The following is a 21,775-nucleotide window of genomic DNA, read 5'->3' on the forward strand; positions in this document are numbered from 1 at the left end:
TTCAGGTTGATTGCACGCACCCGACCCATCCTGCCGGGTGCGCCATCGGACCGTGCGCGCGACGGCCTATTCGAGCCGTCGACTCGGCAGCTGTGACACCGCGCCGCATACTCGGCGCACCCAATCCGACGAGCATCCTGCGCGAACGGATCGAACGGACTACCGTCCCACCCGTGAGCGGCTTCGTCGACTTCCAGAACGAGATCTACCTGGGTGGACTCGGTGGTTCGGTGCCCGAATTGCCGATGACGGCCGCGGGATTGGAGCAGCGGGCACAGCAGCTGCTCGACCCGGCCGCCTTCGCGTATGTGGCGGGCAGCGCGTCGTCGGAACGGACCGCCGCGGCCAATCGCAGCGCGTTCGATCGGCATCGGATCGTGCCGCGGATGCTGCGCGGCACCTCAGGGCCGGGGGCGCGCGATCTGTCGGTGGAGGTGCTCGGCACCCGATTGGCCGCGCCGGTGCTCACCGCGCCCGTTGGGGTGCTCGAACTGCTGCACGAGCGCGGTGAGGTGGTCGTCGGCGAGGTCACCAAGGAACTCGGCCTCGGCACGGTGCTGTCGACGGCGGCCTCCTCGACCATCGAGGAGGTCGGCGCGGCGGCGGGCGAGTGGTGGTATCAGCTGTATTGGCCCAGCGATGACGAGCTCGCGCGCTCGTTCGTCGCCCGCGCCGAGCGCGCGGGGGCCAAGGCGATCATCGTCACCGTCGACACCCCGAGTCTCGGCTGGCGGCCACGCGATCTGGAGGTTGCGCATCTGCCGTTCCTGCACGGCAAGGGCATTGCCAACTATCTGTCCGATCCGGTCTTCCGCGCGAAATTGCCGACGCCGCCGGAAGACAGTGCGGACGCGATGCGGGCGGCCATCCTCACCTGGGCCGGCGTGTTCGGCAACCACACCCTGCGCCCGGCCGACCTCGCCCGGCTGCGCGAATGGACCGATCTGCCGATCGCGGTGAAGGGCATCCTGCACCCTGAGGATGCCCGCCAGGTGGTCGACGCGGGCGCCGACGCGGTAGTGGTGAGCAATCACGGCGGCCGCCAGGTGGACGGCTCGATCGCCGCGCTGGACGCGTTGCCCGCCGTCGTCGCCACCATCGGCGACCGCGCCGACGTGCTTTTCGATTCCGGCGTGCGCACCGGCTCGGACCTGCTGATCGCGCTGGCGCTCGGCGCGAAGGCGGTGCTGTACGGCAGGCCGTGGGCCTACGGTCTCGGCATCGCCGGGCGGGAGGGTGTGCGCCATGCGCTACGGGTGCTGTTGGCCGATTTCGACTCCACGCTCGGGCTTTCCGGCTGCGCGAGCCCGGGCGAGTTGGACCGATCGCTCGTCGCGACCGCGCGCTGAACTCCGCGCGGCCTGGGATTATGCCAGATCGGACGCGCTTAGAATGGAGAACGTGCATCCCGAACCCAGCCCTCGCGTGTCTGCGGAGCCGAATTGGCTCGACCCGGGGCAGGCACGCGCATGGCGGGCCTACATGGACGGCCACCAGCGCCTGATGGCAGCGCTGAATCGACAGCTGCAACGCGACAGTGACCTCAGCCTCGCCGAATACCGGATCCTGGTCCTGCTGTCGGAGGCGCCCGGTCGATCGCTGCGCATGAGCGAGCTCGCCGATGGCGTGCTCTCGTCCCGGAGCAGGCTGACCCATCAGATCCGGCGCATGGAAGACCAGCGCATGGTGCGCCGCAATACCTGCCTCGAGGACGGCCGCGGTGTGCTGGCCGAACTCACCGAGGAGGGCATGCGCAGACTGGAGGCGGCGGCCCCCGGACACGTCGACGCCGTTCGCCGCGACTTCGTCGGCCTGCTGACACCCGTCCAACTGGAAGCGATCGGCGAGGCCTTCGCGTGCATCGACCGGGTGATCGGAGAGCGTGCCGGCTGATCCGTCCGCTACGATCGTGACCCTGGAGACGTGGCAGAGCGGCCGAATGCACTCGCCTTGAAAGCGAGCGTCGCGAGAGCGACCGGGGGTTCAAATCCCTCCGTCTCCGCAATAGTTGGCCATTCGTCCCTCGCGGTCAGCGGCGTTGGACGAAATTCGGGCGGATGTCGAGGTCCGGCGGGTCGTAATACCGATGGAAGGTGGGGGTCAGCCCTGCGGAGATCGGGGGGTTGACCCAGGTCCAGTCGGTTGGACAGGCGCGGCCCGCGGCCTCTTCACGCTTGACGTGGTCGCAGAACTGTTTGGCCACAGTGTGGTGGTCGACGATATAGACGCCGGATCTGCGGAAGCTGTGCAGCACTGCCCGGTTCAGTTCGACGAGGGCTTGGTCGCGCCACAGGGTGCGTTCGTGGCGGGTGTCCAGACCCATCATCTCGCCGATCAGCGGGAGCATGTTGTAGCGGTTGGTGTCGGTGAGGTTGCGCGCACCGATTTCCGCGCCCATGTACCAGCCGTTGAACGGGGCGAACGGGTAGGTGATGCCGCCGATCTCCAGGTTCATATTCGAAACCGCAGGCACCGCATGCCATTTCAGGCCGAGGCTGGCGAACCAGTCGAATTCGGGGTGTTCGAGCGCGACCTCCCGTGCCAGCTCGGGCGGCACGTTGAACCAGCGGATCGGCTCGTCGGGCGTGCTGATGAGCACCGGCAGAATGTCGAAAGGTGTTCGCGCGCCGCACCAACCGAGCTTCGTCGCGAACTCGGTGATCGCGATATTGGCCGCATCGCCGGTGACGGAGCCGTCGCCATTGCGATATCCCGCATACCGGATCAATTGTGGACTGACGATGCGGAATTCGCGTCCGTCGGCCTGGCGTGGCGGGCCGACGGTGATCATCGACTGGATCGCGCCGCCATTGGTTGCCATGTGCAAATGCTGCCAGCAGACCTCTGCGAGCTCCCGGGCCGAGCGCACTCGCCGCGCATCGAGCAGCTTCAGCGACCGCCAGTGTTTCCGACCGACACAGCGGGCGTGGTTGCGCCACGCGAGTTTGGCTCCGATCAGGATTTCCTCGGCCGTCTGCTGGTAACTGCCGGTCTGCTCTAGTTGCTCCAGCGCGCTGCGACGACGGTGCGTCGACAGATGGGCCAGTTCGGGCCGGCGGAAGAATTCGTCGCATTCATGCATGCGCCGCCGTAGCTCGAGGCTGAAAGACTCGGTGTCGGTAGGGGTTTCGAGCTGTTTGTCGAGCGACGCTACGGGAAACACTTGATTCACAGTTTTCTCCGGTCGGGCATCAGGTACTGCGGCCAAACAGACGGACATGTTTCGAGCAGAGAATTCGCGCACCTAGGCGCAGTCGATCCCGACGACATCCGGTGGGCCTCGAGATAACTCGAGGGTTGCGGCGGTCGCGCGGCGGGCGTGCTGGCCTACCGAGGGCGCGGGACGAGCTAACGGTTTGCCGCGGGCGCACATAGCAGCATGACCTTGCTGCCGGTGTTTGCTATCCGCGATCATGCTCGTCCCAATCGACGGCTGAAAAGGCCCGTGCAGCAGCGTACGACCGGTGTGCTGGTCGTGTGCCTGGATTCACGGTTTTGGCTGCTCGGCTGCGGCGTGCTGTCCTGATCCGGCGTGTCGCAGTCCGATCGATCGGTTCGGCTCTCCTCGCCGGGATCGACCACACCCGCCCGAAAGCTGGTGGCAGACAACAGCACCGGAAAGTCCACACGGTCGGTTTCTGGTTCTGGACGGAACCTGGCTTCGGGTGATCTCGGCTACATCGTCGTCGGTCTGTTCGTAGTGACCCGGGCGGTCGCGGTGGCGGGTGGCGCGTCGCCGGGGTGGAACGGCGCTGGCAGCACAGCCTGGCCGCCGACCGAGAATTGTAAGGTGGCGCAGATCCCGCCGGATTCGGCGCTGACATGGCGGCGGCGGCCACTTTTACATCTCTGGCAGGATGGCGATCATGCTGTCTCGGCCCAGGGTGCGGCGTTGGGTCTCCAGCGCCATGGTGAGTGTTGCACTGATAACGGGTGCGGTGGCGATCGGTGCGTCCTCGGGATCCGCGGCGCCCGGCGATCCGCCGCGGCCCAGCACCGGATCCGCGGACGGGCCCGCCCCGGCCGAGCCGACAACCGCGCCCGCGCGTCGGGCGGCCATCGACCACATCGAACCGATCAACGACCGCTGGTTGCGGGTGTTCGTGGACTCGCCCGCTATGAGCCGCGACGTCGAGGTGCACGTGCTGCTGCCGCGTGAGCGCAACCATGCGCGCCCGACGGTCTACATGCTCGACGGCCGCGCTGCGAACCCGACCAGCAACAACTGGACCGAACAGGGGCACGCGGAGGAATTCTTCGAAGACAAAGACGTCAATGTGGTGCTGACGGTGGGCGGCCCGGCCAGCTTCTACACCGACTGGCAGCAGCCGGATCCGGTGCTCGGCACCAATAGGTGGGAAACGTTCCTCACCAAGGAGCTGCCGCCGCTGATCGATGCGAAATTCGAGGGTAATGGGCGCAATGCGGTCATGGGTGTCTCGATGGGCGCCGAGGCCGCGATGATGCTCGCCTTCCGGCAGCCGCAGCTATACGTGGCAGTGGCTGGGCACAGCGGCTGTTTCTCCATGGGAACCGACTTCGGGCAGACGCAGGCCCGCGCGATCGTGGCCACCTACCGTGGTCAGCCCGACAATATGTTCGGCAAGCAGAACGATCCCGCATGGCTCGCCCACGACGTCATGCTGAACGCGGAAGCCTTGCGCGGCAAGGCGATCTACCTCTCGGTGGGCAGCGGCCTGCCCGGCGAGTACGACACGCCGGACAACCCCGAGATAGTCAGCACCATCGGATTCGGTGGTCCGCTGGAGGCCGCCACGAATCTGTGCACGCAGCGGCTCGCCGAGCGATTCGCCGCGCTCGGCATCCCGGTGACCTCGCACTTCCGGCTGACCGGAACCCACTCGTGGCCGTACTGGCGTGATGAACTCGCCCGGTCGTGGCCGACGGTGTCGCGGGCTCTCGGCGTCGCCTAGCCCAACCGCGGGCGCTCAGCCCAACGTCGGGCGCTCAGCCGAACTGTGTCGCAACCCCGAACTCGGCCGCAACGCTCGGATCGGTGGCGAAGCGCAGGAACTGATCGTTTTCGTGCAGGTCGCCGATGGTCACCCGGACACCGTCGGCGCCGTAGGGGCGCACCAGCACGCCGGCCTCCGCGCTCGCCTCGCCGAACTCGGCGCTGCGCGTACCGAGCGGAAGCCACACGAAGTTCGACTCGCTCGGCGGCACCGAGTAACCGGCCGCGAGTAACGCGTCGCGGATTCGCTCGCGTTCGGCGACGAGGGTGTCGGTCCGGTCCAGCAGTTCGTGCCGCGCCTCCAGCGAGGCGATCGCGGCAGCCTGTGCGACCCGGTTCACGCTGAACGGGATATGCACCTTCAGCAGCGCGGAGATCACCACGGGATCACCGATGGCGTAGCCCGCCCGCAGGCCGGCCAGGCCGTAAGCCTTGGAGAAGGTACGCAGCACAACGACATTGGGCCGGGTGCGGCCGAGCTCGACGCCGTCGGGGCGGTCCTGCGGTGTCAGCCGCAGATACTCGTAATAGGCCTCGTCCAGCACGATCAGCACCCGCTTCGGGATCGCTTCGAGGAAGCGCTGCAGCCGATCCTTGTCGATCGCGGTGCCCGTCGGGTTGTTCGGATTGCACACGAATATCAACTTGGTGCGTTCGGTGACCGCGGCCGCCATGGCGTCCAGATCGTGCACCAGCTCCGGGGTGAGCGGCACCTGCACCGCGGTCGCGTTACCGACCTGGGTGACGATCGGGTACGCCTCGAACGAGCGCCAGGCAAACAGCACCTCGTCGGTCGGCGCGGAGCAGGTGATCTGCACGAGTTCCTGACACAGTGCGACGCTGCCGCAGCCGACGGCGACATTCGATGTGGTGACGCCGAGGAAGTCCGCAAGCGCCGCGCGCAGCTCCGTGGCCTGATTGTCCGGATACCGGTTGGCCAATTCGGCGGCCTCCGCGATCGCCTTCGCCGCGGCGGGCAGCGGACCGAAGGTCGTTTCGTTGCTGGCCAACTTGACTGCGCCGGGATGGTTGCGGCCAGGGACGTACGCCGGAATGGAATCGAGGTCCGGCCGGATCTTCGCGCTCACGCTCCAAGCCTATGCCGGGCACCAGAAAATCTGTGGGGTAGGGCCGCTCACGTGCAATTTCTCGCGAATATCAGCATGTCGCCCTACGCTGGTTCCATGTCGGGCACTTATGACGATATTGCGCCGCTGCGCCGTGGCGACGACATGATTTTCGATCCAAACGCGGAATTGTCGGTGGACAACCGGCAACAAGCGGCCGAGAAACAGGTGCCCATCACCGTGACCGAGCCGGAGGGCAATGCCCGCGGCGGGATCGTGGTGCTGCACGAGTCCCGTGAGTTCACCGGGTCGTTGCTGGAGCTCATGGCCGCGCTGGCGACCGAGGGCTGGACGGTGGTTGCACCGAACCTTTTCCATCGGGCCGACGGTGAACCGGCCGCCGAGATCTTCGGCGACGAGCTGTTCGAGGATTTCGACGCCTGCTTCGACTGGCTGACCCGTCGTGGTGTGTTCCCCGACTGCATCGGCGTGCTCGGCTTCGACCACGCGGGCACCGCTGCCTTCCTCGTCGCCACCAACCGGCCGATCGGCGCGGCGGTGAGCGTCGCGGCGCCCGGCATCGTCGAGCCGCTGACCGACCGGGCCGACGCCCTCCTGAACGCCGCCCCGAATCTGCAGGCTCCCTGGCTCGGCCTCTACGGTTCCGACGACCCCGCCACCCCGCCCGACCACGTCGAAAAACTGCGCGACGCGGCCGCCCGCGCCGCGGTGGCCAGCCTCGTCATCAGCTACCCCGGCCTGGCGCACCGCGCCGATCGTCCGGGCCTCGACGACGACCGTGATTTCATCGACTCGCAAACCAGGATTTTCGACTGGTTCGACAGCAATCTACGGTGATAACCAGGCGTTTTGCGATCTGGACATCAGCTCCTGTAACCTTCATGCTCGGCGGTTCGAAAGGACCGGTGCCCTCGAAGAGAAGGCTCCAGGAGGCGTGCCAGAGCGGCCGAATGGGACTCACTGCTAATGAGTTGTCCCTTCACGGGGACCGGAGGTTCAAATCCTCTCGCCTCCGCCACAACCCCGGTTCGCCGGGTAACAACTGAACACCGCATGCGCCCGTAGCTCAACGGATAGAGCATCTGACTACGGATCAGAAGGTTAGGGGTTCGAATCCCTTCGGGCGCACAAGAATCGGCCCCTGAACTGCACGGACAGTTCAGGGGCCGATCGGCATTCAAGGTAGTTTGTACCGAATCCGGTACTTTGCCCATACAAACGAACCGTTACTTTCCCTCGGCGTATCGGTCGAGGGTGCCGCGAACGTCCGGTCCCTGGGTCTGCCGCTGGAGGTAATGCTGCTCGGTGGTCGACAGCTTCGCGTGCGACAGCTGAGCCTGAGCCTGCGCTGGACCGAGATCGTCGCGGACCACTGTCGCCACCGTCCGCCGGAAGCTGTACGGCGTCACCCATCGCAGCTCATCAGGCAAAGCAGACCGCAGTGACCGGCGCAGGTTCGCCAGGCTCATCCATCCGCCATCACGGTTCGCGAACACCGGACCTTCCGCATCGGTGGCATTGCCGAACAGTCCGGTCAATGCTTCCACCGCCAACTTCGGAAGAACGACCGTATGCGCCGGAGCACCGCCCTTGCGTTCGTCCTGACGATGCACGCCCTTCCCCGTCACCTTGCCGTGGTCCAACGCCGTGCCATCCGCGGTCATTGTCGGTGGATCAGCCAGCAAATCGACATCGGACCACCGCAACCCGAGCACCTCATTCGGCCTGCATCCTGTCGACGCCATCACATCGATGAATTCCAGAAGCAACCGGCCCGGACGCGGTCCACTGACGCCAGGCCGCTCCCGGTACACCTGCACTGCCGAACGAACCACAGCGAATTCCTCCGGCGTCAACGCCCGCGCTGGTGCAGCCTTGCCGGACTTGCGCGTCACCTCCCGAATCGGATTCACGGCAAGTACGTCATACCGAACCGCCGTTGCGAACATGCCGACCAACACCACGCGCAACATCCGAGCCCGCGAGGTGGGCAACGTTGCAATGTAGCGCTCCGCACGACTCGTCGAAAGCTCGCGCACGCGCAACGCGCCCAGCTGGGATTCACCGTGTTTGGCCCACAACCTGCGGTACTCGTCGCGTGACTGGGCCTTCAGGTGATCCTTCGTCGCAATCCACACGTCGAACAGCTCCGACAACGACGTTCGTTCACTCACTACAGCACCCACAGTGGGCGTGGTTCGCTTCTTCAGATGCCGCAACAAAGCCCGACGCGCAGCCTCTTCAGTCGATCCACTCCGCTCGGCCTGCCGGCGTACCCCATCCTCATCTCGGACGTAGGTCGATGCGGTGAACTGGCCAGGCCCCAACTTCTTGACTGTGATCTTGCCCCACTCGCCAGGGGCCATCCTCTGGCGTGGCATCAGGCGGCCTGGTCGAGTTCGGCGATGTAGTCGGTGATGGCCTGTTCAGTGACGAACCGGCGACGGCCGATCTTGACCGAGCGCAGCGCACCGGAGCCGATCAGCTCGTAGTACTTGCTGTGACCGATCGGGATCAACTTGCGGACTTCGGACTCGTTGAGAAGCTTGGACATGATGGGTTCCTCCCTATGCTGCCGATTGCTGAACAGTCGAAAACTCATGTGACACACCGGTTCCCCGGGGATCGCCTGGTGGTCCGTCGGTCATGGTGAGGCGGGCATTGGTGTACTCGGCGCGGTCGTTGATCCGGGCAGCGACTAGCGCCATGACCAGATGCGAACGAGGCGGTGCGTCCTTGTCAGCAGGCCCGACCGGTGTGATCCGCAGATGCGAGGTATCCGGCTTGAGGATCCCGACGCGGGCGAGCTCCTGGCGGACGAAGTCGAGGCGATCAGCCTTGTGATCGGGAATCGTCTTGCCCGACCACCTACCCGAGTTCAAGCAACGTCGACCAGGCAGGCCGAGGGTGTCTCGCCGGTGGGCGTTGCCTTTGCACTTGCCCGGCTGGGTCTTCTCGTTGGCGCCCTTGGGGACGATGCCGTAGCGCAACCACACACCACACCGAGGCGAGCACGGAGTCTGCTGCAGCTCGGCGTGCAACCGGTCGTAATGCACCGCAACGCGGGTCGAGTCGGTCTCCAGGACTTCCCCAATGGACTTGGTCAGGTACTTCGTCAGATACCGAACCTTGGTGTCCATCTCCTCCGAGCCGCCGAGGATCTGCACCGCCTTGGACTGGCCACCGAACTTCAGCGTGTGGGCAGGTTCGAGATCGTCCACGGTGTCCATCACCGCCAGGGCGTCATCCCAATAGGTCAGCGGCTTACGGGTGCGCGGGTCGGTGAAAGTGCCGGCGGTGTAGTCCCACTGCGGCATGTTCGCCCCGGTGTAGACCGGGGTGTCGAAGTGCGGCCACCAGATGTTGACGTAGGTTGCCGCGGTGACTTGATACAGCAGCTGCGAGGGGATCGAGCCCCGGATAGCGATGTGCAGGTGCGGGGCACCACGTTTCTGTGGTTCCACGGTCGCGAAGTATTGGACGTTCCAGCCGACCGCGCGACGCAGGTTCTGCATGAACCGGTCGAACAGCCGGGCGAAGTGGATGGTGTCGCGGGCCTGGCGGGCGTAGTCGTAGGACTCCGGGTCGCGCGGGGAACCATCGGAGACCATCTTCCCGGTCTCGGGGTCGCGGACCTTGTTGATGTGCCCGAAGGAGTCCAGGGTGATGGTGAAGAATGTCGAGGGCCGATGCTTGCCATTCGCGTATGCGGTGCCCACGGTGAGGGCCTTGTTGACCTTCTTGCGTGGCAGGTCGGGCACGTCGTCACGGCGACGGGTGGACTTCGCTTTGCGGCGGGGCTTCTCATCCAAGGCTGGGAGTCGGCCACGGACGCCGAGTTCACGCAGCTCGACATCGAGCTCGGCAACCAGAGTTTTGATCGCGTCGGCGAGTTCGTGATCTCCATCACGGCGAGCGTCGTGGTAGTCGGTGAAGAGGATTGCGCGCCCGCCCAATACGTCCTGTTGGGCTTGGGTCGGTTCGGTTGTGGTGTCGACGGGTTCGTGTTCGGTACACCAGCCTTCGCGCAGCTGAGTCATGCGCAGATAGCGGTTTGCTTTGGCGCAGGCCGGACAGGTGGTGGCGTTGGTGGACTTGCAGGGGGCGCCGACGTAGGAGGTGCGGGAGGTGATCGGATCGAACGCCCGCATGGGCACGACGCGGGCGCACACACCTTCCTTCTCGGCGGCGGATTCGGCGATGTCGTTGATGTCGGGCATCGCGCGTCGGTCGGCAGCGGTTTCCCGGTTGGGGGCGATGCCGATTATCGGTGCGGTCATAACGTGTTGTCCCCCTTCGGGTTTCGGTGGTGATCTGGTCGGTGTTTCTCGGCTGAGGTTTGCCGGGTGGATGGTCCGGAGGCCGGATCAGGGGTGGTGTCCCCGGTCCGGCCTCGGTCGTTGATGTCGGTCAGGCCACGTCCTTCAGGTTGTCCGGCAAGACGTCGGTTGTGGTGATGGAATTCGGTTGGTGCAGGACGATTTCGACCGTTCCGGGACCGACGAGTGCGGCGTCGCAACCCTGGACACCGAAGGTGCCAGCGAGGTGGGTGGTGCGGTTTTCGTAGTCGGCGGGGCAGTGCCCGTCGAGCATCCGCACCCGAACCCGGTCGGTGGTGTGACCGATGCGGACCGACAGCAGCCGCGGGACTCGGGTGGTGCCGTCCGTGGTGAGGGTGAGGCGGGCGGCGGTCATGAGGCGGGTCCAACGACGGCGGTAGCGATACCAGGCGAGGTAGCGGGCGCGGACCGGGGAGGTGATCCACCGCTCGAAGGTCTGCGGACTCCTATGTCGCCACAGCACCATCCCCGCGATGAACACCCCGGCCACCACGACCACCGATGTTGTAGTCATTTCGCTTCTCCAGACATATCGAACAGCGAGAGTTGTCCGCGGCAGTCCCACCGAGGCACGTCCTTCGCCTTGGGCTTCCTCGTACGCCGGGTCTTGGTCTTGGCGACCTGATCGGCTGCTTTCCTCACAATCGAATTCACTTGCGGTGCTTCATGTTTGGCGCTCATGCGACGTTCACCGCCTCGCCGTCCCTGTCTCGGGTAGTGCGTACTCGCCGCCTGTCGCCTGCCGGATTACGGCTTGCAGCACACCAACTACTGCGATGGCGTCGTCTACAGTCATGGCCAGATGCAGCACGGCAGCGAAGTTGTGTTCCTTGTGCAGGGTCACCTGGATCTGCCGATCCTGCGTAGCGTCGGGAAGGTAGTTGGCGAATACCTCGCACGATTCGCGCAGATGCCCACGATCGGCGGAGACCAGCACCCGGTGAAAGTCCATGCCCCGATCCGGCTTCCAATAGCCGCGTGAAGACTCGTGGCTGTTCATGCCGCCCAGTCCCCACCGTCGTAGTCATCGGTGCCCCAAGCCGGCAGTGCCCCGGTTTCGGCGAGCAGGTGAACCGCGACCGTGACGGGGTCGAGGCCACGGGCTTGCAGCTGGCAGCGACGACGGGCTTGCAGGTCGATGACGTTGTCGTCGTAACGGCTGCTGGTGTTCATGACAGGACCTCGGTTTCGCAGATGCCGCACACGGTGCAGGTGCGGGAATGAGTGGTTTTGCTGAGCCGCCGCAGGGAGATACGGCGTTCGGGGAAGGCGTGACCGTGTTCGGTGCAGCGGGCCAATGCTTGGCAGCCGTCGCAGACGACCTTGTCGCCGTCATAGATCCAGCCGACACCAGCGGATCGGGCGTTGAGGTAGCCGACAGCCTGATTGACCGTGTCGAAGCAGATGCCCTCAGCGGTGTTCTCGGTGTAGATGTCGCCGCAGCCGTCGCAGTAGATGACCACATGGCACTCCATGACAAACCCTGTCCTCATGCCGCACGCCCCTGGGCGAAGTCGGCCAGGTCGACCGGACGGGGAACCGGCTTGTACTGCGCCACGATCCGGTCCACATCGGCGTCGGTGACCATGAACGCCCGAGCCCGCGAGAAACCGGCCTTACCGTCCTCCTGCACGTAGCACACACCCGGTGTCGAGTGCGGGATACGGTCGCAGTACGAGCCGCGGTTACGGGCGCCCTGTCCGTGGATCATCGCGACCTGACCGGCTTCGTCCATACGCATACCGACCCGATATGGAAGCAACTGCCGCTGTGGCACATTCTCTTTCGACGGATCGATCACCGTCTCGATCACCGAATACAGCGGCGCCCGACCCTGTGACAGCAGCAGACCGTGAGCCTGTTCGAAACGTTGCTGCATCTTCGGGGTGGAGAACGCCGAGAGTGTGGCCGCCTCGTCGATGATCGTGACTACAAGAGGGTTCTGCGGTGTCGGAACGGGTTTGCGGACCTTGCCGCGATAGCGTTGCGTGGCCTCTTGAAGATCCTTGACCGTTTCCTCCAGCAGCCCGACCATTTCCTCTTCGCCGGTGCAGGCGAACCGGGTGCACAGCGGTTCCAGGTAGCCGAGCTCCATGCCGCCCTTGGGGTCGATCACCCGCAATTCCACCCGACCGGAGCGGATCGCCGGACCTATGCCGTTGACCAGCGACCACAACAGACTCGACTTGCCCGCACCCATACCGCCGGCGACCAGGATGTGACGGCCCTGGATCGGAACAGTCCAGCTCTGCCCGTCCTCGAACACTCCTGCGGTGACCGCTTCCAAGTCCACATGATCAGGGACTTCCATCGGCACCGGCACATCAGCAGCGAGGGTGTCGTGCACTCTGACCTGGATACGGATGAATCCGGGAAACGCCGACAGCGCGGTGACCTCGGGGACGCCGAGGTACTGGGCGAAGGCGTCCAGGGTGTTCTGATCTGTCCAGTCGCTGAGTTTGTGGCCGCCACGCATCTGCACGTCTACATCCAGCCCGTAGGCGGTGTACTCGACATCCAGGACCGTGGGGAACCCGTCATCCTCCGAGCCGAGATCCAGCTCACGCCACAGCATCAGCTCTTGCTGGCGATCGCAGAACACCAGGATCGAAGCCTTCAACTCCATCGGTGCCGCAGCCACCCAATCCGCCACCGTCTCCGCACGGACCGCAGGCTTGCACCGGGACCAATACGCCATCCGAGCAGCCATGCCCACACCACCAGCTATCGCGGCCAGCGGGGGCAACGTGGTTGTCAAACTCATGATTCATCAACACCTTTCAAGAAACAGTGAGCGGGGCCGCGACGGGCAGCAACCGGGCAGCCGGGCGCACAGGCATGTGATGGACGGGTTGCACCGGCACAGGGGCCAGGGCTTCAGCGGGGACCTCAGCCGCCACGACGGGCGCAGGGACTTCGACGGGTTCAGGTTCGGCAATGACCACGGAAGCCGAATCCTGTTGTGCTGCACGGAATAGCAGAGCGAGCCCGTGGGTGTCGATGAGCAGCGATACCGGTGCGATCGCGGCGACGATGGCACACGCCCACCCCGGAAGCGGGTTCCCGGCAGCGATTGCGTGGATGGAGTTGCAGACGATCGACACCACGGCCCCGGCACCGAGGACCCGCAGGAACCATTGCCGTTCCGGTGACTTCGCCAACACGAGCGCGGAGATGGTGGCTTGGATGATGGTGCCGTCCACGATCACCGGAAACAGCCACGCCCACCGGTGCGGGGTGTTGGCCAGGATCGCCAGGTCACGCAGAGCGGCGAAGCTCAGGATGAACGAGGCGACGCCGATGGTGACGATGACCAGGACGGCGGACCAGCGAGCCCACCGCATACCCTTGGACTGCCGATCCGCCGTGTCCATCGCTACGCAGCCTCAGCGATCGGGGCAGCCTGCTCCCTGACTGCATGTTCGGCGGCATCGTGGGCCATCACCAGGCCCGGCAGCTGTTCGGCGAGCTGGCGAACATGCTCGATATCGAAAAACACCGTCGATCCCCCGGAGTGTTCGTTGTCCAGCGTGATCCACACCGAGGCTGGGATCTTGGAGCCGTACTCACTGTCACGGGACGGGTGGTACTCCACCGTCATCGACGCGCAGAGGCCGACGCGCATGCTCATGTGCGACATGTCGATCACGCAGCCTTCGCGGCGGCGGACTGGTTGACCTTCGCACCGGAGTTGTCACCGACGATGCCGGTAGCCCGGATATTCCAGCCGATCGACTTGAACTCACCGTTACCGACCACGCGCGGCTTGAGCATCAGCCCTTCCAGCTCGATCGGGCGGATGCCGGGCGAGATCTCCGGAGTCGAGGGAACCGGCTGCTGATCGGCGACGAACACGACATCGAAACTGGCCTGCGCCGCTTTCCCTCCCGTGGGGTCCATGATCGTGGCCTTCCACAGGCGCTTGCCGGTGCCGTTGCCGTCACGATCGAAATCGACCTGGTGACGTTTCGGTGCGTTGCGGTCCGCGTTGAACTCGGTAACGGCCTCGATGCCGCCGAGCAGGAACACCCCCATCGGGAAGACGGTACGGAAGTCGGTGGAAAGCCACATGTCCTTGAGTGCCATTGAAATCAGCTCCTGTGTGAGGTGGTGTGTTGCGCATACACTTCATTTGTTTATCCCCCCTAAACTCTCGTCGTATGAGACGGTCTGTTGCTGTTTAGGGGGAGTAAACCCAGATTAGATGCCGATCCATCTCTCGTCAAGGGGATCTAAACTCTGAGTTGTGGCTATCGAGGATGAGTTCGACGCAATCCGTAATGACCCGGATCCCATCCGGCGCGGGCTACGCGCTGGCGAACTCATCGGGATTTACCAGCAACGCTCGACGGAGCTGGCCAGACTGCGCAAGGCTGCGATCGAGCAGGCAAACCGTGACCTGGGGTTGAGCTTCTCGGAGATTGGTGAACGACTCGGGCTGACCAAGGGGCGAATCAGTCAGATCCGTACCTCGGCCCCGCCGCCTGAACGGGCATTCTTCGGCGTAGGCCCTGTTGCGATTGGTGTTCCCCGCCGAATCGGCATCGAGGAGGGGCGTGAGCGCGCCTACGTCGACAGCAACGATGAAGCAACTCGGGGCTACTTGCAGCGGAAGCTCGCTGAATTGGCTTTGACTACAACGCAATTCGACATTAACCCTGACACGGAACGTGTCCCTCTGGGTGACTGCATCATCGTTTGCGGTCCGAAGTCTGCGCCGGTCGCCCGTCATCTACTGGCAGACGATCCGCTATTGGCGTTCGACCGCACCGAAGCGGGATGGTCGATCAGCGACAGCCGTGGTGGTGGCCAGCACTTTTCGCCGTATCGCACGGACAGCACCCGCAAGGACATCGGCTACCTCTCACGCCGGATCGCCGACAACCGCGTGATCGTCCACATCGCGGGCATCACCTCTGTCGGCTCCGAAGGAGTCGCGCATTGGCTCAGCACCAATCTGAGTACGGTCTACGACCCCGCTGCACAACTGACTGACTGCATCATCGAGTGTGAGTTCGACCAAGAGTTGGTCGTCACCGGCAGCCAGCTGCTCGTCGGGCCGTACTCGGTGCCGCTGTGAGCCTCGCCGTCGAACTACCGAAGAGGCTGCGTGTTTGCACGCCCGTCACTTCACGGGGTTGTTGCTGAATTTCGCTATATAGAGTCAAGGGCGCCCGCGACGGCGCATGCGCGCCGCCGCCGCGCAACCGGCGTCCTCGTCGGCGCTCCTCGGACGCCGGCGCGTCGGCGGCACACATGCGCTATCAGCAGACGACCTGAACTCCTGAATGCTCAGACAGCATCGATCCGAGCTCCTGACGACGCCCGACAGCGAATTGCCGAACGGATCACCGAGCCCGAATCGGCCGGCACTCTGCCCGATCGACAGCCACCAGCACACCGACTCTCATACGGTGCTGCCGCACGAGCTTCGCTCGCTTGCCTCATAAGACCCGCCTGCCGAACCCGGGTAAGTGGATCAGCGAGCCGTCACCAGTCAGCCGGAAGGCCGGCACTCTGCCCGATCACCAAGCCGCTCACCAGGTCCGAGTGAATTGCTGAACGGAATCCGGCGGACGGAGTGACTGGCTGTGGTCACCAACGGGATTCGAGCAGTTGGGGGTGATGCAGTCCCGTGCCAGCAGTGGTCACCAGGATTCCTCTCCGGTTGGTGTCGATGAATCTGCCGATGGCGTACCAGACCACACCCACCCCGGCAAAGGCCAAGACGTGTCGCCGACACAAGGGAGGCCACGCGGCGGACTATCCCCAAAACCGGACGTGACGGTATCGCAGGCATGAGCCGCGTGACCTCCCTCGCGCCGTCGAGCCTTTGCCGGGGTGGGTGCGGCCTGGTCCGGGGCGAGCCCAGATTCACCGACACCAACCGGAGAGGAACCCCCACCATGACCACCACCGCCGCCCTCGCCTGCATCACCCCCAACTGCCCGAACCCCGCCGTCGGCACCCTCCCGGTCTACCTCCCTGGCGACGAGCACGACCACGTCTGCGGCGCCTGCCTCGCGGCCTACTGGGCAGCACGGGAGTCCGAGGACGACTACAGCGAACCGGCCCGGGGGCTTCGGCCCCCCTTTTTCCGGCTCCTCCGAGCCACCGGGTCAGCCCCTACCGCCCGCGCGGGCACCTCTCCGACCGCGCGAGCGGTAGGAGGCACACAACCGATCACCAAGCCACTCACCAGGTGCGAGTGAATTGCTGAACGGAATCCGCAGTGAGGTAAGTGGTATCGCGACCGGTGGCCGCGTGGCCCTGTACTGGGTTGGCCTGCATTGTGATCCCGCGCCCCTCACACCTCAAGGGCGCATTCGCGTCAGCAGAGCTGATGGCATTCGCCACCCTTGACCTGCGAGCCTCTGCGCGTGAATGGCAGGCCTTATCGGGCAGGCGGTGAGCCAGCCCCTGGTGTGCAACCCAACCCAGGGCAGGGCCAAAGACCCGCACAAAATGATGCTGCGCCCGGGAGGCCTATCCGAACAGCGCCCGGCGTTGCCTGAATCGCTGTTTGACAGATTTCATGTACGTGGCTGGATCGGTCGCCGCCGACGTTTCTTCGAGCTCTCCATCGTCGGTGACATAGTAGATCTCATTGTCGCGCTGGCGCCCGATCGCGGGTGTGTACACCATCCAGCCGACGCTGAACCGCTCGGCAGCTAACCTTCCCGATGAGGCTTTGCTCGTACCGGCATCGTGGCTGTTGATGTGCTTACGCACATGCGCAAGTGCCAGCGACTCCGGTATCGGCTCGACAGCGAGGTTTGGATCGTGCTCAGCTTCCGAGGCTGGAGCTTGTGTCGAGTTCGCTTTGTCACCATCTCGGAGCAGTGCCGATATCGAGTCGGTGTCGGCCGGTGCATCCCGCTCGTTCTGCTCACGGCTATCTATGGCCGCCACCGGTGCGGGCACACCGATTCGACCGTGCGTAACCCGGGGGTCCTCCACCGAGGCACGATTTTTGGCAGGTGCTTCATCCGTGGCGGCACTGTCGGAGGCCGACGCTTCCGGCTCCGGTCGCCCGAATGGATAGGCGACGATAGGAGTCTTGTGCAGCACGACAACTTGGTGATCGCGGGCTGTTGTGTACAGCGAGTGTTGAGGTTCGTGTTGCATGCCGCATTCCTCTTCGTGGTACCGACACAACGTTTTCGAGATGTTCTACTGTAAGGCCAGGTTGGCCGAGCATCTGCCCGCTGCTGGCAAGCCGTCGAGGTGGCTGCACGGGGTTGCATAGATCCCTGCCTCCTCATGGCCCAATTGTCTGACCTCGCTCAGACGAGTCAAGGGAAAGAGCGCCCTTGGCACGCCCTCCCTCCGCTCAGGGATGGCCAATATGAGGAAGCAGGGGAAGGGAAGTCCCCAGGTCACTCGTAAGCGAAGGCTAGGGGCTCCGACACGAGGAACCGGTACTTTGCCCTTACAAACGTACGCGTACGGACCCGTACTACAGCACACCAAGAGGCCGTGGCCCGTCCGAAACATATTGCTGCCCAACAGTACTGACGAACAGCAGCGGAGGGTCGTGTACGCCTGAATCAATCAGAAGGTTAGGGGTTCGAATCCCTTCGGGCGCACACAGGTAGAAGGCCCCTTCCGGGATACCGGGAGGGGCCTTCTTGCATCTTTGACGACACCGTTTGCCGGCAATGTCACTCGAACCGGGCATCCATCCCCGTCATCGCGTCCCGTTGCACCTCATCGATTACGTCGATGCCGATGCCCGTCGTCCTCCGGTCGGCGCGGTCGCCAGCGCACAGGAATACAGCACGGGTGGGCGAGTGGGCGGGCACTGCGTCCGAAGGTCAGGCGAACTTCAGTGTGAATACCATCTGAAAGTCGGCGTGACCAGGCGCGGTCGTATACCCGTTCTGTGCGGTGAACGCGCAGCTCATGACTAGTTTGTACTGCTTGTCGAGCTGAAGATTCGGGACCATCGAATGCCACCGATAGTCTGCCGGGATGGCACTGTGGTTGTCCGAGTATCCGGACTTGCCCTCGACATAGGCACCGCACGCCATCGTGTTGCCGACGATGAGCCCTTGCACGTACGGCGAGAGCTGCAACGACCAGATGAGCCGGTTGCCACCCTCTGGTTGCTGACTCGCGTAGACCGCGCTTCCGGTGAACGTGCCGTGGTCACCGTCGTACCGGTAGTCCTGTTTGCCTGGTGTGAAGTCGGCATAGCCAGGAATGGCGTTTGCCGGGCCTGTGGCCGCAGCGAGGATACCTGCGGCGGCCAGGGCGGTGAGTATCAGTCTCTTGGGTGTACCGACTTTGCGCGATATGTGTATTCCCCCTGCGGGATCGGTTCGACATCGACATCGACCGGTAGCCCCTCGGCGATCGTTGTGATGTCGAGGTCTCCGCGAGCGTCCGACAGGTGGAACCAAACGAGCGTGCTGTCGGCGTCATCGAGCTTGATCACGCCGGTACCGTTACGCGGCTTCCAGCGCCACACTGTGCCGGTTTCCATCCTGTGCCCCTCTCCTGTCGCGGCCTACTCGGTCGCGTTCCATGGTCCCGCGAAAATGCCTCGAGCCGAGGCGGATTGACTACTACACGTCGAACCGCCGTCGAACCGCTCTCGGCACGGCGGCGTCGCTAGATCGGCAAACCTGCGTCGCTCACCGGTCGGCGCGCTCGGTACAGCCAGTAGTCCAACGCACAAGCAGCGGCGGGAGCGCTGCGTCTGCAAGCACGCAAGCCCGGCACTGCCCTGATGGGCTTGGTGTTGACGGCGTGTAGCTCTGCGTACAGGGGCGGTGCGTATCGGCCTTTCCAGTCGTGGCGAACCTCGGTGGTGTCGGGCGGGCGGGGTCAGGACTCGAGGTACAGGAGCACGCGATCGAACTCGGCGTTCCGGAGGGACGCAATCCTCGTCGAACCCAAGGCTCCGAACACCGGCGATAACATTGAGTTCACCCGGGATCTGCTGAATCAGCAAGGCAGGAAGGGAATCTCGTCGGTAATGCTGATATCGAGGCCCTATCAACAGCGTCGTAGTTACGCCATCTGCCGGAAGTAATGGCCGGAAGTCGAAGTCATCTGCGGCTCACGCCTGTTGCCACTGGGTCAAGCCCAAACGCGTGGTGTAGCGGGGATGGTCACCGGTGATCCGGCTTTCATTAGGCGGTGAGAGCTGCGGGGGTGGTCTCCTCCTGTTCGGTGGGGTCGGTGGTGTCACGTGAGCGGGCCAGGACATCGAGTCCGAGGTAGCGGCGGCCTTCGATCCATTCGTCGTGCTGTTCGGCCAGGACGGCCCCGACGAGACGGATGATGGCGGTGCGGTCGGGGAAGATGCCGACGACGTCGGTGCGGCGCCGGATTTCCTTGTTCAACCGTTCTTGAGGATTGTTCGACCAGATCTGGCGCCAGATCTGTTTGGGGAAGCTGGTGAACGCAAGCAGGTCGGCGCGGGCCGCATCGAGGTGACCGGCCACCTTCGGCAGTTTTTCGGTCAAGGCGTCGAGCATCCGATCATATTGTGCGGCAACCGATTCCGGGTCGGCTTGATCGAAGACTGAATGCAGCAACGTGCGAACCCAGGGCCACGATGCCTTCGGTGTGATCGACATGAGATTGACCGTGTAGTGGGTGCGGCAGCGCTGCCAGGAGGCGCCGGGAAGGGTGGCGCCGATCGCGGCCACCAGTCCGGCGTGGGCGTCGCTGGTGACGAGGCTGACCCCGGACAGGCCGCGGGCGACCAGGTCGCGGAAGAACGCCAACCAGCCCGCGCCGTCTTCGCCGCTGGTGACCTGGATGCCCAGGATTTCGCGGTAGCCATCGGCGTTGACGCCAGTCGCGACCAGGGTGTGGACATTGACCACGCGGCCGTTCTCGCGGACCTTCAACACCAGGGCATCGGCAGCGACGAACGTGTAGGGCCCCTGGTCGAGCGGGCGGGTGCGGAACGCCTCGACCTGCGCGTCCAAGTCGGCGGCCATGATCGAGACCTGTGATTTGGAAAGCTTTGTGACACCGAGTGATTCGACAAGGCGCTCCATCCGTCGGGTGGACACACCGAGCAGATAGCAGGTCGCCACCACAGAGGTCAGGGCCCGTTCGGCGCGTTTGCGGCGTTCGAGCAGCCAGTCCGGGAAATACGTGCCCTGGCGCAGTTTCGGGACCGCCACGTCGATCGTGCCGACCCGAGTGTCGAAGTCGCGGTGGCGGTAGCCGTTGCGGTGGTTGACCCGATTCTCGCTGCGTTCGCCGTAGCCGGCACCGCACACAGCGTCGGCTTCGGCGCCCATCAGTGTCTGGATGAACGTCGAGAGCATGTTCCGCAGCAGGTCAGGGCTGGTGACAGCGAGTTGGTCGGACAGCATCTTGCCCGGGTCGATAGGCTGGACAGAGGTCATCGCGTGAAACTTCCTTCTCATGACTTGGTAGGTCTTCTGAAGGATCACGCGGTGACCATCCCATTCACGGTTACGACACACCCTTGCGCTGCAAGGGCGTTCAGTTCGTACACCATCTTGATGGACTCAACCTGCCACTGGACGATTACATCCGGAGCATCGGCGACATCGACCGTGTCATCAACAATGATCGTTGGTGACACTCAACGCATCTGGGTCTACCCCGAGAAGGGATGGGCAATCGAGCAGGACGCCCCCGAATCGACGCGCGCCGCTTTCCAGTGACTGGTTGATGCTGGATTCACCAGTCGATTCTGTCGGACTGGCATGCCTCCGGTTCGCAGTGCTTGCACTCTGGACCAGTCCGAACACCTCGTCCTGACCGCTGGTAAGCGGGTCGTATCGGCGGATAGACGGGCGTCGGCTGGGCGTATTCCGACTGATCTTGACCCGGCAGCTCAACCGCACACTGGACCGGGTGAATTCAACCGATACGCGCACCAGACCGCGAGTCACGGACTCAGGTAGTAGTGTAGAAACGCTACTCGACCATCCGGCATCGTCCAGTTGGCCAGCCCACTATGAACTCGCTTCCAGCCTGCCCGTTCATACAACGAAATCGCGGCAACGCCACCGATTTCCACGTCGAGCACAGCGCGGCATCCTCGTTGTTCGGCCATCTCGGCGGCCGCGTCTAACAGTCGGCGACCCACACCGCGTTTTCGACTCGACGGCGCAACGAACAGGCGGATCACCGAGATCAACGCGACGTCCGGAACATCGTCACGAACCGCCGCGGGAAGCATGCTCTCACCGATACCGACCTGGCCGACCACAACGCCATCCGCCTCGGCAATACGCGCATCAACCATCTTGGCCGGAGTCAACCAGCCCGCGGGACTTTCGGGCCAAACGGCCGGATAGCCATCGGTCTCATGCACTTCGCGAAGAGCCGCGACACAGGACGGCAGATCCGCAACAGTTCTGGGCCGGATG

The 21,775-nt window shown here is 64.3% G+C and carries 27 protein-coding genes and 3 tRNA genes; 11 read left to right on the forward strand and 19 right to left on the reverse strand.

What is annotated here, in order from left to right; translation table 11 throughout:
- Positions 1 to 173 precede the first annotated feature (173 nt).
- The 3 genes from OHA42_RS06160 (at position 174) to OHA42_RS06170 (ending at position 2,002) form a co-directional block, all read left to right on the forward strand.
- A complete protein-coding gene (locus OHA42_RS06160; protein WP_406235299.1) occupies positions 174 to 1,349 on the forward strand; it encodes a lactate 2-monooxygenase in 1,176 nt (391 codons plus the stop codon).
- A 43-nt stretch (positions 1,350 to 1,392) separates the two neighbouring features.
- Complete coding sequence (locus tag OHA42_RS06165; protein WP_406235301.1) at positions 1,393 to 1,893, forward strand: MarR family winged helix-turn-helix transcriptional regulator; 501 nt, start codon at positions 1,393 to 1,395, stop codon at positions 1,891 to 1,893.
- Positions 1,894 to 1,917: 24 nt separating this feature from the next.
- A tRNA-Ser gene (locus OHA42_RS06170) sits at positions 1,918 to 2,002 on the forward strand.
- Positions 2,003 to 2,029: 27 nt separating this feature from the next.
- On the opposite strand, the gene OHA42_RS06175 is transcribed toward OHA42_RS06170, so the two are convergent.
- Positions 2,030 to 3,082, reverse strand: a complete 1,053-nt coding sequence (locus tag OHA42_RS06175) for a nitric oxide synthase oxygenase (RefSeq protein WP_406239124.1) — start codon at positions 3,080 to 3,082, stop codon at positions 2,030 to 2,032.
- Positions 3,083 to 3,379: 297 nt separating this feature from the next.
- On the opposite strand from OHA42_RS06175, the gene OHA42_RS06180 reads away from it, so the two are divergent.
- On the forward strand, positions 3,380 to 3,526 hold the full coding sequence (locus OHA42_RS06180; protein ID WP_328408102.1) for a hypothetical protein: 147 nt from the start codon (positions 3,380 to 3,382) through the stop codon (positions 3,524 to 3,526).
- A 315-nt stretch (positions 3,527 to 3,841) separates the two neighbouring features.
- Here OHA42_RS06180 and OHA42_RS06185 read toward each other — a convergent pair whose 3' ends face one another.
- On the reverse strand, positions 3,842 to 4,060 hold the full coding sequence (locus OHA42_RS06185) for a hypothetical protein (protein ID WP_406235303.1): 219 nt from the start codon (positions 4,058 to 4,060) through the stop codon (positions 3,842 to 3,844).
- A gap of 58 nt (positions 4,061 to 4,118) precedes the next feature.
- Here OHA42_RS06185 and OHA42_RS06190 point away from each other — a divergent pair, with 58 nt between their 5' ends.
- Positions 4,119 to 4,934, forward strand: a complete 816-nt coding sequence (locus OHA42_RS06190) for an alpha/beta hydrolase (RefSeq protein ID WP_406235305.1) — start codon at positions 4,119 to 4,121, stop codon at positions 4,932 to 4,934.
- Between the two features lie 34 nt (positions 4,935 to 4,968).
- Here OHA42_RS06190 and hisC read toward each other — a convergent pair whose 3' ends face one another.
- Positions 4,969 to 6,063 carry a histidinol-phosphate transaminase gene (hisC, locus tag OHA42_RS06195; protein ID WP_406235307.1) on the reverse strand — a complete coding sequence of 365 codons (1,095 nt, stop codon included), beginning with the start codon at positions 6,061 to 6,063 and terminating at the stop codon, positions 4,969 to 4,971.
- A gap of 96 nt (positions 6,064 to 6,159) precedes the next feature.
- Here hisC and OHA42_RS06200 point away from each other — a divergent pair, with 96 nt between their 5' ends.
- From OHA42_RS06200 to OHA42_RS06210, 3 genes are all read left to right on the forward strand, one after another.
- Complete coding sequence (locus OHA42_RS06200; RefSeq protein ID WP_406235308.1) at positions 6,160 to 6,900, forward strand: dienelactone hydrolase family protein; 741 nt, start codon at positions 6,160 to 6,162, stop codon at positions 6,898 to 6,900.
- 91 nt (positions 6,901 to 6,991) lie between these two features.
- Positions 6,992 to 7,081: transfer RNA gene (locus OHA42_RS06205), tRNA-Ser, on the forward strand.
- Between the two features lie 37 nt (positions 7,082 to 7,118).
- A tRNA-Arg gene (locus tag OHA42_RS06210) sits at positions 7,119 to 7,191 on the forward strand.
- Positions 7,192 to 7,289: 98 nt separating this feature from the next.
- Here OHA42_RS06210 and OHA42_RS06215 read toward each other — a convergent pair.
- The 11 genes from OHA42_RS06215 to OHA42_RS06265 all read right to left on the reverse strand — a co-directional run bounded on the left by OHA42_RS06215 (position 7,290) and on the right by OHA42_RS06265 (position 14,489).
- Positions 7,290 to 8,444: a tyrosine-type recombinase/integrase gene (locus OHA42_RS06215; protein ID WP_406235310.1), complete on the reverse strand. Its 1,155-nt coding sequence runs from the start codon at positions 8,442 to 8,444 to the stop codon at positions 7,290 to 7,292.
- Entirely contained in the window at positions 8,444 to 8,617 is a 174-nt protein-coding gene (locus OHA42_RS06220) for an excisionase (RefSeq protein ID WP_406235311.1), read from the reverse strand. The genes OHA42_RS06215 and OHA42_RS06220 overlap by 1 nt, the downstream gene beginning before the upstream one ends.
- A gap of 13 nt (positions 8,618 to 8,630) precedes the next feature.
- A complete protein-coding gene (locus OHA42_RS06225) occupies positions 8,631 to 10,343 on the reverse strand; it encodes a replication initiator (RefSeq protein ID WP_406235313.1) in 1,713 nt (570 codons plus the stop codon).
- Positions 10,344 to 10,473: 130 nt separating this feature from the next.
- Positions 10,474 to 10,917, reverse strand: coding sequence for a hypothetical protein (locus tag OHA42_RS06230; protein ID WP_406235314.1), 444 nt, complete (start codon positions 10,915 to 10,917; stop codon positions 10,474 to 10,476).
- A 174-nt stretch (positions 10,918 to 11,091) separates the two neighbouring features.
- Positions 11,092 to 11,355 carry a hypothetical protein gene (locus OHA42_RS06235; protein WP_406235316.1) on the reverse strand — a complete coding sequence of 88 codons (264 nt, stop codon included), beginning with the start codon at positions 11,353 to 11,355 and terminating at the stop codon, positions 11,092 to 11,094.
- A gap of 44 nt (positions 11,356 to 11,399) precedes the next feature.
- Positions 11,400 to 11,576 (reverse strand): hypothetical protein, encoded by a 177-nt coding sequence (locus tag OHA42_RS06240; RefSeq protein WP_406235318.1) that lies wholly within the window; start codon positions 11,574 to 11,576, stop codon positions 11,400 to 11,402.
- The gene (locus tag OHA42_RS06245) at positions 11,573 to 11,896 is read right to left on the reverse strand and encodes a hypothetical protein (protein WP_406235320.1); all 324 of its coding nucleotides are present in this window, start codon (positions 11,894 to 11,896) and stop codon (positions 11,573 to 11,575) included. Before OHA42_RS06245 ends, OHA42_RS06240 begins: the two co-directional genes overlap by 4 nt.
- Positions 11,893 to 13,167 carry an FtsK/SpoIIIE domain-containing protein gene (locus OHA42_RS06250; protein ID WP_406235323.1) on the reverse strand — a complete coding sequence of 425 codons (1,275 nt, stop codon included), beginning with the start codon at positions 13,165 to 13,167 and terminating at the stop codon, positions 11,893 to 11,895. Before OHA42_RS06250 ends, OHA42_RS06245 begins: the two co-directional genes overlap by 4 nt.
- Before the next feature lie 16 nt (positions 13,168 to 13,183).
- Entirely contained in the window at positions 13,184 to 13,777 is a 594-nt protein-coding gene (locus OHA42_RS06255) for a DUF2637 domain-containing protein (protein ID WP_406235327.1), read from the reverse strand.
- Positions 13,778 to 13,779: 2 nt separating this feature from the next.
- On the reverse strand, positions 13,780 to 14,034 hold the full coding sequence (locus tag OHA42_RS06260) for a hypothetical protein (protein WP_406235329.1): 255 nt from the start codon (positions 14,032 to 14,034) through the stop codon (positions 13,780 to 13,782).
- A 14-nt stretch (positions 14,035 to 14,048) separates the two neighbouring features.
- The gene (locus OHA42_RS06265; protein WP_406235331.1) at positions 14,049 to 14,489 is read right to left on the reverse strand and encodes a hypothetical protein; all 441 of its coding nucleotides are present in this window, start codon (positions 14,487 to 14,489) and stop codon (positions 14,049 to 14,051) included.
- Between the two features lie 160 nt (positions 14,490 to 14,649).
- Between OHA42_RS06265 and OHA42_RS06270 the strand changes: the two genes are divergently transcribed.
- The gene (locus OHA42_RS06270) at positions 14,650 to 15,483 is read left to right on the forward strand and encodes a sigma-70 family RNA polymerase sigma factor (protein ID WP_406235333.1); all 834 of its coding nucleotides are present in this window, start codon (positions 14,650 to 14,652) and stop codon (positions 15,481 to 15,483) included.
- 826 nt (positions 15,484 to 16,309) lie between these two features.
- A complete protein-coding gene (locus tag OHA42_RS06275) occupies positions 16,310 to 16,615 on the forward strand; it encodes a hypothetical protein (protein WP_406235335.1) in 306 nt (101 codons plus the stop codon).
- A gap of 274 nt (positions 16,616 to 16,889) precedes the next feature.
- Here the strand turns inward: OHA42_RS06275 and OHA42_RS06280 are convergent, their stop codons facing one another.
- The 3 genes from OHA42_RS06280 to OHA42_RS06290 form a co-directional block, all read right to left on the reverse strand.
- A complete protein-coding gene (locus tag OHA42_RS06280) occupies positions 16,890 to 17,531 on the reverse strand; it encodes a hypothetical protein (RefSeq protein ID WP_406235337.1) in 642 nt (213 codons plus the stop codon).
- Positions 17,532 to 18,220: 689 nt separating this feature from the next.
- A complete protein-coding gene (locus OHA42_RS06285) occupies positions 18,221 to 18,481 on the reverse strand; it encodes a hypothetical protein (protein WP_406235339.1) in 261 nt (86 codons plus the stop codon).
- A gap of 188 nt (positions 18,482 to 18,669) precedes the next feature.
- Positions 18,670 to 18,891 (reverse strand): cold-shock protein, encoded by a 222-nt coding sequence (locus OHA42_RS06290; protein ID WP_406235340.1) that lies wholly within the window; start codon positions 18,889 to 18,891, stop codon positions 18,670 to 18,672.
- A gap of 246 nt (positions 18,892 to 19,137) precedes the next feature.
- Between OHA42_RS06290 and OHA42_RS06295 the strand changes: the two genes are divergently transcribed.
- The gene (locus tag OHA42_RS06295; RefSeq protein WP_406235342.1) at positions 19,138 to 19,443 is read left to right on the forward strand and encodes a YdcF family protein; all 306 of its coding nucleotides are present in this window, start codon (positions 19,138 to 19,140) and stop codon (positions 19,441 to 19,443) included.
- Positions 19,444 to 19,543: 100 nt separating this feature from the next.
- On the opposite strand, the gene OHA42_RS06300 is transcribed toward OHA42_RS06295, so the two are convergent.
- Both OHA42_RS06300 and OHA42_RS06305 read right to left on the reverse strand, forming a co-directional pair.
- Positions 19,544 to 20,779 (reverse strand): IS256 family transposase, encoded by a 1,236-nt coding sequence (locus tag OHA42_RS06300; RefSeq protein WP_406230349.1) that lies wholly within the window; start codon positions 20,777 to 20,779, stop codon positions 19,544 to 19,546.
- Between the two features lie 512 nt (positions 20,780 to 21,291).
- Positions 21,292 to 21,720: a GNAT family N-acetyltransferase gene (locus OHA42_RS06305; RefSeq protein WP_406235343.1), complete on the reverse strand. Its 429-nt coding sequence runs from the start codon at positions 21,718 to 21,720 to the stop codon at positions 21,292 to 21,294.
- Positions 21,721 to 21,775 lie beyond the last annotated feature (55 nt).

Origin of the sequence: Nocardia sp. NBC_01009, from assembly GCF_045208035.1 — a bacterium.
Classification (GTDB): domain Bacteria; phylum Actinomycetota; class Actinomycetes; order Mycobacteriales; family Mycobacteriaceae; genus Nocardia.